The organism is Tenacibaculum aestuariivivum (assembly GCF_964507685.1).
Taxonomy (GTDB): Bacteria; Bacteroidota; Bacteroidia; order Flavobacteriales; family Flavobacteriaceae; genus Polaribacter; species Polaribacter aestuariivivum.
Map to the genome: position 1 here is coordinate 2,465,845 of NZ_OZ208414.1, position 12,699 is coordinate 2,478,543.

Annotated in this window: 13 protein-coding genes; 6 read left to right on the forward strand and 7 right to left on the reverse strand. The window is 28.8% G+C overall.

What is annotated here, in order from left to right:
* Together ACN5J4_RS11075 and ACN5J4_RS11080 are read left to right on the forward strand one after the other, a co-directional pair.
* A complete protein-coding gene (locus ACN5J4_RS11075) occupies positions 1–1,506 on the forward strand; it encodes a lipopolysaccharide biosynthesis protein (protein ID WP_418650048.1) in 1,506 nt (501 codons plus the stop codon).
* 130 nt (positions 1,507–1,636) lie between these two features.
* A complete protein-coding gene (locus ACN5J4_RS11080) occupies positions 1,637–2,140 on the forward strand; it encodes a hypothetical protein (RefSeq protein WP_418650049.1) in 504 nt (167 codons plus the stop codon).
* A 109-nt stretch (positions 2,141–2,249) separates the two neighbouring features.
* Here ACN5J4_RS11080 and htpG read toward each other — a convergent pair whose 3' ends face one another.
* Positions 2,250–4,163: a molecular chaperone HtpG gene (htpG, locus tag ACN5J4_RS11085; protein ID WP_418650050.1), complete on the reverse strand. Its 1,914-nt coding sequence runs from the start codon at positions 4,161–4,163 to the stop codon at positions 2,250–2,252.
* Between the two features lie 187 nt (positions 4,164–4,350).
* Here htpG and ACN5J4_RS11090 point away from each other — a divergent pair, with 187 nt between their 5' ends.
* On the forward strand, positions 4,351–5,358 hold the full coding sequence (locus ACN5J4_RS11090) for a 3-oxoacyl-ACP synthase III family protein (protein ID WP_418650051.1): 1,008 nt from the start codon (positions 4,351–4,353) through the stop codon (positions 5,356–5,358).
* 118 nt (positions 5,359–5,476) lie between these two features.
* On the forward strand, positions 5,477–5,839 hold the full coding sequence (locus tag ACN5J4_RS11095; protein WP_418651168.1) for a CoA-binding protein: 363 nt from the start codon (positions 5,477–5,479) through the stop codon (positions 5,837–5,839).
* Here the strand turns inward: ACN5J4_RS11095 and ACN5J4_RS11100 are convergent.
* From ACN5J4_RS11100 to pyrR, 5 genes are read right to left on the reverse strand one after another with little or no spacing between them, the layout of a single operon-like run.
* Positions 5,836–6,777, reverse strand: a complete 942-nt coding sequence (locus tag ACN5J4_RS11100; protein ID WP_418650052.1) for a ribonuclease Z — start codon at positions 6,775–6,777, stop codon at positions 5,836–5,838. The genes ACN5J4_RS11095 and ACN5J4_RS11100 overlap by 4 nt on opposite strands.
* Positions 6,778–7,095: a T9SS type A sorting domain-containing protein gene (locus ACN5J4_RS11105; protein WP_418650053.1), complete on the reverse strand. Its 318-nt coding sequence runs from the start codon at positions 7,093–7,095 to the stop codon at positions 6,778–6,780.
* A 28-nt stretch (positions 7,096–7,123) separates the two neighbouring features.
* Entirely contained in the window at positions 7,124–7,456 is a 333-nt protein-coding gene (locus ACN5J4_RS11110; protein WP_418650054.1) for a hypothetical protein, read from the reverse strand.
* 2 nt (positions 7,457–7,458) lie between these two features.
* Complete coding sequence (locus ACN5J4_RS11115) at positions 7,459–8,391, reverse strand: aspartate carbamoyltransferase catalytic subunit (RefSeq protein ID WP_418650055.1); 933 nt, start codon at positions 8,389–8,391, stop codon at positions 7,459–7,461.
* A 24-nt stretch (positions 8,392–8,415) separates the two neighbouring features.
* Entirely contained in the window at positions 8,416–8,970 is a 555-nt protein-coding gene (gene pyrR / locus ACN5J4_RS11120; protein ID WP_418650056.1) for a bifunctional pyr operon transcriptional regulator/uracil phosphoribosyltransferase PyrR, read from the reverse strand.
* A 146-nt stretch (positions 8,971–9,116) separates the two neighbouring features.
* Between pyrR and ACN5J4_RS11125 the strand changes: the two genes are divergently transcribed.
* The gene (locus ACN5J4_RS11125) at positions 9,117–11,009 is read left to right on the forward strand and encodes a SulP family inorganic anion transporter (protein WP_418650057.1); all 1,893 of its coding nucleotides are present in this window, start codon (positions 9,117–9,119) and stop codon (positions 11,007–11,009) included.
* A gap of 36 nt (positions 11,010–11,045) precedes the next feature.
* Here ACN5J4_RS11125 and ACN5J4_RS11130 read toward each other — a convergent pair whose 3' ends face one another.
* On the reverse strand, positions 11,046–11,987 hold the full coding sequence (locus ACN5J4_RS11130; protein ID WP_418650058.1) for a LysR family transcriptional regulator: 942 nt from the start codon (positions 11,985–11,987) through the stop codon (positions 11,046–11,048).
* Between the two features lie 113 nt (positions 11,988–12,100).
* Here ACN5J4_RS11130 and ACN5J4_RS11135 point away from each other — a divergent pair, with 113 nt between their 5' ends.
* A complete protein-coding gene (locus ACN5J4_RS11135) occupies positions 12,101–12,571 on the forward strand; it encodes a Dps family protein (protein WP_418650059.1) in 471 nt (156 codons plus the stop codon).
* Positions 12,572–12,699: the final 128 nt, after the last annotated feature.

Here is a 12,699-nt window from a genome sequence, read left to right on the forward strand (position 1 = left end):
TTGGGAATCGTATTAAAACAATCGCTTAAAAACACCATAATTATCTATTTAGGATTTTTAATAGGTGGTATAAATACCCTAGTTTTATATTCAAGATTTTTAAAAGATGAGTATTACGGTTTGGCAACCTATGTATTTGCTGCGTCAAATTTATTAATGCCAATTATTGCATTAGGTATTCAGTTTACTATTATTAAGTTTTTTACAGCTTATAAAACTAAAAAAGAAAAAGATAGTTTTTTAAGTTCTGTACTTTTTTTACCCTTACTTGTTGCATTACCTATAGGTTTTTGCTGGAATTTTTTTCATGACTTAATAATGGGATATATAGCAAAAAGTAATGTTGAAGGTAATTTAATTATTGAAAACTATACTATTTATATATACATTATTGCGGTGTGTTGTGCTTATTTTGAAGTTTTTTATTCGTGGGCAAAAGTACAAATGCAATCGGTTTTTGGTAATGTTTTAAAAGAACTTTACAACAGGGTTGCTATTATGCTGTTGTTATTTGCTGTAAACTTTAATATTATTACAAAACAAGAATTTTTGTATTGTATGACTATTGCATATATAATAAGAACCTTGTTAATGCTTTTTTATGCGTTTAAACTGTACACGCCAATACTAAGTTTTACGTTACCATCTAATTTTAAAGAGGTGTTACGTTATTCATTTTACATTGTTTTGGCAGGAAGTGCAGGTGCACTTGTGTTAGATATTGATAAAATAATGATTCCTGGTAAAGATGGGTTAGCAACCGCTGCATATTACGGTGTAGCATTATTTATAGGAAGTTTTATTGAAGCGCCAAGTAGGGCTATGGGGCAAATTTTACAACCATTAACCTCAAAAGCCATTAATGAAAATAATAATAATGAAACTAACAGTTTGTATCATAAAAGCGCTATTAATTTATTGCTAATAGGCGGTTTGTTTTTTATACTCGTAAACTGTAACGTAGCCGAATTATTTAAAATAATGCCAAATAAAAATTATGCAGGTGGTGGTTTGGTAGTTTTATTAATATCTAGTGCTAAATTATTTATGATGTCTTTAGGTAATAATGGTGCTATTATTCAAAATTCAAAATTTTATAGAATTACCATGCCTATTGGCGTTGGAATGGCGTTTATGGTTACTTATTTAAATGTGTTTTTTTATAATAATATAGGTATGGGTACCGAAGGGTTAGCATTAGCAACCTTATTAGCGGTAGTAACTTTTAATGCCTTTAAACTTTGGTTTGTAAATAATAAATTAAAAATGTTTCCATATACGCTAAAAACATTACAAATGACTTTAATCATTTTAGTATTATTTTTAGTCTTCTATTTTTGGAATTTTTCGATACCACAATTTTCAATTAAAAGTTTTAGAATAGACCCATTAATTAATATTATTTTAAAAAGTATTATAATTATACCTACGTATTTATTTATAGTAGTTAAACTATCAATTTCCGATCAAATAAATAATTTAGTAAGTAGGTTTATTAAAATATAATTTTTTTTAGAAGCTATTTCCCGCTTTTCGCACTCGCTCTTTTTGTTTGAAAAAAACAAAAAGGAGCTTAAACAATTGCTTCAATCGGGGCTAGATAATTTAATTATTTACAAAAAACTAATTTAAAAATATGATAGATTTTATTATTAAAGTTTTAACATTATTGATTGCAGGATTAATAGCTCTTTATCAAGCAAAATTAAACATAGTAACAAATTCAAGAATAAAAAGAATAGAAACTCTTAGAGAACTGATTAGTGATTATGTTTCCGCGGTTACAAATTTAATGACACTGAAGACTTATTGTTTTGAAGATAGAAAACATTTATCTTCAAATATAAATGATATGAGTGAAAATGAAAAAGTTGAAATGGATGAAAAATATGTTAAGCCTTATGATTTATCTGTTATTAAAATAGATAAATTAAATTCAAAAATTATATTATACTTAAATAATGAAACCGAAAAAAAACTACAAGAAATCATTTTTGAAAATATTAAATTAATAGGTGATACAAAAAAACTAAATCGAACTGAAGTATCTAGTAATCTTAATTTACTTGTAGAAAAATCTGCTAAAATTTTCAGAAAAGAATTATCTAAAACAAATAAATTTTTATGTTTTAAAATATAATTAACAATAATGCTTTTGCTTTTAAAAAATCTTCTTAAAATAAAACAGAATAAAAAACCTCTTTGCATAACACAAAGAGGTTTTTAATATATTTAAAAGTAAAAAAATATTACTTAATAAGTTCGTAAGAACGTTTGATGAAGTTAGTTAAAGCCTCACCATGTAATAAGTTTTGAGATAATTTAGCTAAATCAAAAGCCTGTGTAATTAACTCTTTCTTTTTGTTTTCGTCAGCATTTAAAATTTCAGAAACTAATGGAGCATTTGTATTTACAACTAAATTATACATTTCAGGTAAATTACCCATTCCCATCATTCCACCTCCACCACCAGAAGCTTGCATTTCTTTCATACGGCGCATAAACTCAGGTACTGTAATTATAAATGGAGACGAAGCAGAATCCATAGCTTCTAATTGAACCGTATAACTTTTATTGTTAACAGTACTTTCAATAACAGGTTTTAAAGCTTCTTTTTCTTCATCGGTTAATTTAGAAATAACAGCATCGTCTTTCTTAATTAAGTTGTCAATAAAATCAGAATCTACACGAACAAATTGTACTTTAGTTTCGCCAGCAGTTTCTAATTTTTGCATTAAATGCGATACAATAGGCGAGTCTAACACCACAACTTCATAACCTTTGGCTGTAGCATCTTGTATATAACTATGCTGAGCATCTTTATTAGAAGCATATAAAATAATGTGATTTCCGTCTTTATCGATTTGGTTGTCTTTAGTTTTTTCAACTAATTCATCAAAAGTAAAGTATGTATCAGCAACAGTTGGATATAAAGCAAATTTTTTGGCTTTATCCATAAATTTATCTTCTGATAACATTCCGTATTCGATAATAACTTTAATATCATTCCATTTTTGCTCAAAATCAGCTCTATCTTTTTTGAATAAAGAACTTAATTTATCGGCAACTTTTTTAGTAATGTAACCCGAAATTTTCTTTACAGCTCCGTCAGCTTGTAAACCAGAACGAGAAACATTTAAAGGAATATCAGGAGAATCGATAACACCTTTTAACATTTGTAAAAAGTCAGGAACAATTCCTTCAACGTTATCAGTTACATATACTTGGTTTTGATACAATTGGATTTTATCCTTTTGCATATCTAAACTTTGCGTTAACTTAGGGAAGAATAAAATTCCTGTTAAGTTAAACGGGTAATCAACATTTAAATGAATGTGAAATAAAGATTCTTCAAATTGCATTGGATACAATTCACGGTAAAAATTCGTGTAATCTTCATCATTTAAATCAGCAGGAGCTTTTGTCCAAGCTGGGTTTGTGTTGTTGATAATATTATCAACTTCAATTTGTTGGTGAGGTTCAGTAGTTTCTTTACCATCAGCATCTGTAGTAGTTGCAGGCGTAAATTCAGGATCGTTTATTTTCTTTGTTCCAAATTTAATTGGCACTTGATTGAAACGATTGTATTTGTTTAATAAACCACCAATTTTACTTTCTTCTAAAAACTCTAAAGAATCTTCAGCGATATGCAAAATAATTTCGGTACCTCTGTCAGCTTTATCGTGTGCAACTAAGCTATATTCAGGAGAACCGTCACATGACCAATGTGCAGCAGGTTCATCTTTAAACGATTTTGTAATTAAATCTACTTTATGAGCTACCATAAAAGCAGAATAAAAACCTAAACCAAAGTGTCCAATAACACCAGTTTCGTTTTTATCATCTTTATATTTTTCTAAAAACTCTTCGGCTCCAGAAAAAGCAATTTGGTTGATGTATTTTTCAACTTCATCAGCCGTCATACCTATACCTTGATCTTTAATGGTAATGGTTTTAGCCTCTTTATCAATGCTAATTTCAATTTTAGCATCTCCTAATTCGGTTTTAGCTTCACCAATAGAAATTAAGTGTTTTAATTTTGTAGTTGCATCTGTTCCGTTTGATATTAACTCACGTAAAAAAATTTCGTGGTCAGAATACAAGAATTTTTTAATCAGTGGAAATATATTTTCTACCGACACATTAATACTTCCTTTACTCATAATTATATATTTTGATTATTTTATTGATTGCTATTGCTTTCTGATGTTTAGGTAGTCAAAAAAAATACCAAAAGAAGTTTTATGACAAGATGACGTTTTTTATGCTAAAATGGCTATCTTTTTAGTCAGTTTTTTATCACTATTTTTATAACTTACAATTTCAAATTACCAAAAATAAATATAATATATGTATAACTCAAAAATTACAGGATTAGGATATTACGTTCCTGAAAATGTTGTAAAAAACAACGACTTGACAATATTTATGGAAACTTCTAATGAATGGATAAAAGAGCGAACAGGAATTGAAGAACGTCGTTGGATAGATGCTAAAACAGGTGATACAACTGCTGTAATGGGAGCAAAGGCATCTAGAATTGCTATTGAGCGATCTGGTTTAACAAAGGATGATATTGATTTTATTGTTTTTGCAACTTTAAGTCCAGATATGTATTTTCCTGGAGGTGGTGTACAGGTACAAGAAATGTTAGATATGCCTACCATTGGTGCATTAGATGTACGCAATCAGTGTTCTGGATTTATTTATGCGATGTCGGTTGCTGATCAGTTTATAAAAACAGGAATGTATAAAAATATTTTAGTTATAGGTGCCGAAAATCATTCAGGGGGTTTAGATAAATCAACAAGAGGAAGAAATGTTTCTGTAATTTTTGGAGATGGAGCAGGAGCAGCTGTTTTGTCAAGAAGTGAAGTAGCCGGAAAAGGTATTTTATCATCTCATTTACACTCAGAAGGAAAACATGCAAAAGAATTAATGTTAGAAGGACCATCTACAAGTCATTGGGTTCCTGAAATTTTAGAAAAAAATGATCCAGACGATATTTCTTACTACCCTTATATGAACGGACAATTTGTGTTTAAACATGCGGTATGTCGTTTTTCAGAAGCAATTACAGAGGGATTGGTAGCAAATGGATTACAGAAAGAAGATATTGATATGTTAATTCCGCATCAAGCAAATTTACGTATTGCACAGTTTATTCAAAAGAAATTTCAATTAAGTGATGATAAAGTATATAATAATATTATGAAGTATGGTAATACTACAGCAGCATCTATAATTATTGCCTTAACCGAGGCGTGGGAGCTAGGAAAAATTAAAGATAATGATTTAGTAGTCTTAGCAGCTTTTGGTAGTGGATTTACATGGGGTTCGGTTATTATGCGTTGGTAATATTTACTAATAAATAAGAAATCAAAGCACTACTTTGATTTTTTATTTTAATTATTAGAGTATTACTACAATAGTATATAACTTTACAAATAATTTATTATACTTATTACATTTTATGATGAAAAAAACAACTTTAGTTATAGGTGCTTCTTTAAATTCTACAAGGTATTCTAATATTGCTATTAAAAAGTTACGTAATAAAAATATTAAAACTTATGCAATTGGTTTAAAAAGTGGCAATGTATTAGATGTTTTTATTGAAAAAGAGAAAGTGCCATTTACAGATGTAAATACTGTTACTTTATATTTAAACCCTAAACGTCAAAAAGATTATTATCAATATGTTATTGGTTTAAAACCTAATAGAGTAATATTTAATCCAGGTACTGAAAATGAAGAGTTTTACAAGCTCTTATTTGAAAACAATATTAAGTATGAAGTAGCATGTACGTTGGTTTTATTATCAACTAATCAATATTAATTTTTAATAGAAATAGGAGTATTTTGCATAGAATATAAATTTCCTGCTTGTGCTAATTCGACATTTTTAAAAACGATTTGTGCTTCTTTTTTGAAATCATCTATATTGGCATATCTACTAGAATAATGTCCAATAATTAGTTTTTGAACATTTGCCGCATTGGCAATACTTGCGGCTTGTTGTGCTGTAGAGTGTTTTGTTTTTTCACACAAATCTTCTCTATCTTTTAAAAATGTAGCTTCATGGTATAATAAATCTACCTCTTTAATAATAGAAACTATGTTAGGTTTATAGGCGGTATCACTACAAAAAGCAAAACTTTTAGGCTTTGGAGGGTCCATTGTCAAAAAGGTATTAGGTATAACTTCACCTGTAGATAGTGTAAAATCTTTACCTGCTTTAATGTTATGATAATCACAAGTATCTATTTCATCGTATTGTTGAATATTACCTATGTGTAATTTTCTTTGTTTGTTTTTTTCTTTAAATAAAAAACCGTTTGTATAAATTCTATGATCTAAAGGAATAGTATGTACAGTAACTTTATCATCTTCAAAAATTAACTCACTTTCGTTAGATGTTAATTCATGGAAGAAAGTTTTGTATTTAGTCCATGATTTAGTTAGTTTTAATTGAAGTACAGTAATTTCTTTAATTCCTTTTGGGCCGTATATATGTAAATCTTTTTCTCTGTTTAAAATTCCGAATGTTGAAATAAGACCTATTAAGCCAAAAAAATGATCCCCATGTAAATGAGAAATAAAAATATGATTAATTTTAGAAAATCCTATTTTGTATTTTCTCATTTGCCTTTGAGTTCCCTCTCCGCAATCAATTAAAAAATGACTATTATTAATTTCTAAATATTGTGATGTAGGGTGTGCATTTACTCTTGGAGTAGCAGAGTGACAGCCTAAAACAGTTAGTTTTAAACTCATTTACTTTATAACAAAACGTTTAGAAATAATTTCACTATTGCTTTGAATTGCATAAATATACATACCTGATTTTAAGTTATTACGCTCAAAAGGAATTGTGTTGCCCCCTTTTATAATTTCAAATTCTTTAGTGTATACTGTTTTACCAAGTATATTTCTAATACTTAAAATTATTGTTTGATTATTTTCAGAGGTAACAAATATCTTTGTGTTATTTGTAAAAGGGTTAGGTGATGCTACTAATTTATCTATAGATTTTTGTTGAGAAAAACTTGATAGTGTTATTAATAAGAAGAAAAAAAGTATTTTTTTAGCCATACATATTTGTTTAAAGTATTTATTTAGGTTAAAAACCTAAATCTCGCTGTATATTTTCCATCTCTAAAACATCTTCTGCTTCAATTAATGTTGGAACAATGTTAAGGGTTTCCGGAAAATCATCAATATTTACATCTTTTACAATAATAATAAAAGAGGTATTGTTTTGTTGATGTTTATCAGCATATTCCAAAAATAGCAAAATATTTTCTTTTGAAGAATAAAAATCACCTAAAATTTTAATAATAACGTTTTTTTTGTTATAGTTAATATGTTCTTTTTCAAAAGTTAAGAAGAAATCTTTAAAATTATCCTCTTCAGAACTAATTAAGGTATAATTATTTTTATGTTCTATTTTCATGGTTATCTCTTTATTTGTTCTGCTAAAAGGTATATGGCAGCCATACGCACAGCAACACCATTTTCTACTTGATTTAATATAATAGATTGGCTACTGTCTGCAACATCACTTGTTAGTTCTACGCCACGGTTTATAGGTCCTGGGTGCATAATAACAATCTCTTTATTAAGGCTATCTAATATCGCTCTATTAATACCAAAAAGCTGGGTATATTCTCGTGTTGAAGGAAAATATTTAATATCCATTCGTTCATGTTGTACTCGTAAAACATTAGCTACATCACACCACTCTAAAGCTTTTTTTAAATTTGTTTCTACCTCAACGCCTAAGCTAGTAATATAACGTGGTATTAGAGTAGTTGGTCCGCAAACTTTAACGTGAGCGCCTTGTAGTTGTAATGCAAATATATTTGATAAAGCTACTCTTGAATGTAAAACATCACCAACAATAACAATTTTTTTACCTTTTAAATTACTATTTAAGGCTTCACGCATTGAAAAACTATCTAATAATGCTTGCGTTGGATGTTCATGAGTTCCGTCACCAGCATTGATAATTTTAGCATCTACATGTTTTGATAAAAATATTCCTGCTCCAACACTTGCATGACGCATTACCACAATATCAACCTTCATGGCTAAAATATTGTTTACCGTATCAATTAAAGTTTCACCTTTTTTAACTGATGATTGTCCAGCAGAAAAATTAATAACATCAGCAGATAAACGTTTTTCAGCTAGTTCAAATGATAGCTTAGTACGTGTGCTATTTTCAAAAAATAAATTAGCAATTGTAATATCTCTTAAAGATGGTACTTTTTTAATAGGTCTATTTATAACTTCTTTAAAATGAGAAGCAGTTTCAAAAATAAGCTCTAAATCAGTTTTGTTAAGGTATTTGATACCTAATAAGTTTTCAACACTTAACTGCTTCATTTTAGTTTTTTTTTATAATCATAGCTAATCAAGCTTAGTAGGCTTGGTTTCTAAGTAAATTGTATCTTTTTTATGGGTTTCTAGCCAATTAACAACCACTTTTTCTTCATTAATTGCATCTACTTGTCTACCTCTATAATTAGGTTGAATAGGTAAATGACGGCTAAAACGACGGTCAATAAGTACTAATAACTCAATATTATCAGGTCTTCCGTATGATTGAATTGCTGTTAAAGCACTTCGAACACTTCTACCTGAATAAAGTACATCGTCAATAAAAACTACTTTTTTATCTTCAATTAAAAAATCTATTTTGGTTGATGTTGCTTCTAAAGGTTCATTTCTTCTACGAAAATCATCTCGATAAAAGGTAATGTCTAAAAAACCTAATTGTAGGTTTTTTATATGATATTCATCTGTTAACAATTTTGCTAATCGCTTTGCTAAAAATGTACCTCGTGGTTGCAGTCCTATTAAAACGGTGTTAGAAAAATCGTTATGATTTTCGATTAACTGACAAGCTAATCGATGCAGAATGATTTCAATTTCTTTTGAAGTAAGTAGTGTTTTCCTGCTCATGATTTGCTATCAAATTGGCTTGATAATTCAATGCTCAAAAATAAACCAAAAAATTAAGTAGACAAAATTAAAGTTGAACAAACATAAAACTATATGAATAAAATTATCTTTACATTTGCCAACTTTTACCAAAACGTATACATATTATGATGAAATACATTAAAAACAAAAAGCTTAATATTAAAGATGATACTTTAGCTGGTATAACTGTTTCTTTAGCAATGATACCTGAAGTAGTGGCTTTTGCATTTGTGGCACAAATTAGCCCTATTGTAGCTTTGTTTGGTGCTTTTGTAGTGGGTATAATATCTGCAGTTTTTGGAGGTAGACCTGGTTTAATTTCAGGAGCAGCAGGTGCTGTGGCGGTTATTTTTGTACATATGATTCAAGAAGGACACGCAAAAGGATTGTTATTTAATGAACCTGTAGAAAATATGGGTTATTTTTATTTACTCGCCGCTGTGGTTTTAATGGGAGTAATACAAGTCTTTGCAGGACTATTTAAGCTCGGTAAGTTTGTCCGGTTAATACCACATCCTGTAATGATGGGGTTTGTAAACGGGCTTGCTATTGTTATTTTTATGGCTCAATTAGGTATGTTTAAAGAAAATACAAAAGATTTTTTTGGACAGAATAAGCGTAAAACCGAAACAAAGGAGTTGGTATATGCTATAAATAATAATGAAGTAAAAGATGTTTTATCAGGTACTGTTTTATATACTATAAATAAAAAATCAGTAATTAATCATCAAACTAATAAAGAAGATTTTATAATTTCTGAGGGGCAAGTTTTTAATCCTGCAACCAAAAAAGTTGTGTTTAATGTTCAAGAAGATGGTTTTTATTCTGTAAAAGATGTAGGAGTTGTAAAATCAACTATGCAAGGTGAAAAGCTATATTTAATGATAGTACTTGTTTTATTAACCATGCTTATTGTTTGGGGATTACCAAAACTAACAACAAAAATACCAGCAGCTTTAACAGCTATTTTAATAGTTACATTAATTTCAATATTTGGAGGTTTAAATGCTATTAATGTAGGCGATTTTATTAGAGATGGAGGTGGTGCTGGTTTAAATGGTATTGATGAGTTATCTAAAAAGTTAAATGTATTAGAGCTTTGGAGTAATTTACCATTTAACTTAGATACTTTAAAGTTTATAGCTCCTTATGCTTTTTTAGCAGCTTCAGTAGGTTTAATAGAAACTTTAATGACTATGAATTTGGTAGATGAATTAACAGATACTAGAGGTAATGGAAATAAAGAATGTATTGCGCAAGGTGCCGGTAATATGATGAGTGGTATTTTTGGAGGTACAGGAGGTTGTGGTATGATTGGGCAAACGGTAATTAATATTAATGCAGGTGGTAGAGGACGCTTATCAGGAGTAATGATGTCGTTAACCTTATTAACCTTTATTTTATTTGCTGATAAGTATATTGAACAAGTGCCAATAGCAGCTTTAGTTGGGGTAATGTTTATGATGGTAATTGAAACCTTTGCTTGGTCTAGTTTTAGAATTATGAAAAAAATTCCAGTATCAGATGCCTTTGTATTAATTATAGTATCAGCTGTAACGGTATTTTTTGATTTAGCAATAGCTGTATTTGTAGGAGTAATTGTAAGTGCTTTGTCGTTTTCATGGCAAAGTGCTAAGAAAATTAGAGCAAGAAAAAGAATGAAAAATGATGGAACTAAGGTTTATGAAATATGGGGACCGTTATTTTTTGGAAGTATAACCGAATTTAATGATAAGTTTGATATTAAAAATGATCCTGATTCCATAGAAATTGATTTTGTAGAATCAAGAATTTCAGATCATTCTGCTATTGAAGCTATTTTCGGATTAGTAGGAAAATATCAAACAGCAGGAAAGAAAGTAGTTTTAAAACATTTAAGTGATGATTGTAAGGTGTTATTGTATAAAGCGAGTCCTATTTTTAAAGGTATTATTGAAGAGGCTATTGATGACCCTAGGTATCATTTAGCAGCAAACCCTGAAGATTTTCCGAAGCCTTTATCAGAATATAAATTTTAAATAAAAAATTCCGCAATTTGCGGAATTTTTTATTTGTTAAGTTTTGTTAATAGGACTAATAATTTCAACATCACTAAAAGCAATTGCACCTCTTATAACATTATCAATAGTAGTTTTTAAAGCCTCTATTAGTTGCATTTTAAGTTGTGATTTATGATAAATTAAACTAACCTCTCTAGCGGGCGGAGGTGTTTCAAACTCTCTTAAATTTAGTTTATCTTTTTCGTTTAAATCTAATGTATTTAAGTAAGGCAGTAAGGTCATACCTAAACCATCTTTTGATAGCTTTATAAGTGTATCAAAACTTCCGCTTTCTAATTGAAAACGATGAGCTGAACTTTTTTTATGCGTTCTACATAAATTAATAATACTGTTTTTAAAGCAATGTCCGTCTTCTAATAATAAAATATCATCAAGTTCTAAATCCTCTACTTTAATTTTAGTCTTTTCAAATAGCACATGTTCATTAGGTATTAAACCAACAAAAGGCTCATAATATAATACACGTTCTTTTATAGCTTCATTTTCTAAAGGTGTTGCAGCTAAAGCGGCATCAATATGACCATCAGTTAATTTTCTAATAATTTCTTCAGTTGTTAATTCTTCAATAATTAATTGAACCTTAGGATAACTTTTATTAAATGTTTTTAAAAACATAGGTAAAAGTGTAGGCATAATAGTAGGTATAATTCCTAACTTAAATTCACCTCCAACAAAACCTTTTTGTTGATGTACAATATCTATAATACGATTACTTTCATCAACAATAACTTTAGCTTGCTCAATAATTTTTTTACCAACATCAGTTAGTTCTATAGGTTTTTTTGAACGATTAAATATTTTAGCCTCTAACTCATCTTCTAACTTTTGTATTTGCATACTTAAAGTAGGTTGAGTTACAAAACAGTGTTCTGCAGCTATAGTAAAATTTTTATATTCAGCTACTGCCAGCGTATATTTTAACTGTGTAATAGTCATTGTATCAAATTTTATGATAAAGATATTAAAACTATCAATAACTTTTATTGTTTTAATAGTTTATTTGTTTGTAGCTTTGAAATAATATAATAATTAACTTAAAAAAAATAATTATGAGTACTACTGTTTTAGGATTAGATACCAAAAAATCAAGTGAGTTGGTAAAAGAATTAAATACATTATTAGCAAATTTTCAAGTATATTATCAAAATGTAAGAGGTTTACACTGGAATATTAAAGGGAAGAGTTTTTTTGAATTGCATGTTAAATTTGAAGAATTATATACTGATTCTCAATTAAAGGTTGATTTAATAGCAGAGCGAATTTTAACATTACAAGGAACCCCATTACACACCTTTGATGATTATACGAAAGCAGCAAAGGTACCTGTAGGAAAAAATATTAGTAATGATGTTGAAGCAGTAAAACTTGTTGTAGCATCTTTGTCAGGATTATTAAAAATAGAAAGAAATATTTTAGAAACTTCTGATAATGCTCATGATGAAGGAACAAACTCAATGATGAGTGATTTTATAGCAGAACAAGAAAAAACAATATGGATGCTCAATGCTTGGTTAGGTTAAAAATTTTTGAAGCTATTTCCCGCTTTCCGCACTCGCTCTCTGCGAGGAGCTCAAACAAATGCTACAATCAGGGCTAAGTAATACCAATAATATTATAGTAGAAAATACTCTTTACAGTTAAAAGGTGT

Bases quoted from the DNA above. Each gene is read 5' to 3' on its own strand.
- pyrR (WP_418650056.1), bottom strand. From the start codon at position 8,970: ATGAGCAGGAAAACACTACTTACTTCAAAAGAAATTGAAATCATTCTG.
- ACN5J4_RS11125 (WP_418650057.1), top strand. From the start codon at position 9,117: ATGATGAAATACATTAAAAACAAAAAGCTTAATATTAAAGATGATACT.
- ACN5J4_RS11090 (WP_418650051.1), top strand. From the start codon at position 4,351: ATGTATAACTCAAAAATTACAGGATTAGGATATTACGTTCCTGAAAAT.
- ACN5J4_RS11105 (WP_418650053.1), bottom strand. From the start codon at position 7,095: ATGGCTAAAAAAATACTTTTTTTCTTCTTATTAATAACACTATCAAGT.
- ACN5J4_RS11130 (WP_418650058.1), bottom strand. From the start codon at position 11,987: ATGACTATTACACAGTTAAAATATACGCTGGCAGTAGCTGAATATAAA.
- ACN5J4_RS11100 (WP_418650052.1), bottom strand. From the start codon at position 6,777: ATGAGTTTAAAACTAACTGTTTTAGGCTGTCACTCTGCTACTCCAAGA.
- ACN5J4_RS11110 (WP_418650054.1), bottom strand. From the start codon at position 7,456: ATGAAAATAGAACATAAAAATAATTATACCTTAATTAGTTCTGAAGAG.
- ACN5J4_RS11115 (WP_418650055.1), bottom strand. From the start codon at position 8,391: ATGAAGCAGTTAAGTGTTGAAAACTTATTAGGTATCAAATACCTTAAC.
- ACN5J4_RS11080 (WP_418650049.1), top strand. From the start codon at position 1,637: ATGATAGATTTTATTATTAAAGTTTTAACATTATTGATTGCAGGATTA.
- htpG (WP_418650050.1), bottom strand. From the start codon at position 4,163: ATGAGTAAAGGAAGTATTAATGTGTCGGTAGAAAATATATTTCCACTG.
- ACN5J4_RS11135 (WP_418650059.1), top strand. From the start codon at position 12,101: ATGAGTACTACTGTTTTAGGATTAGATACCAAAAAATCAAGTGAGTTG.
- ACN5J4_RS11095 (WP_418651168.1), top strand. From the start codon at position 5,477: ATGAAAAAAACAACTTTAGTTATAGGTGCTTCTTTAAATTCTACAAGG.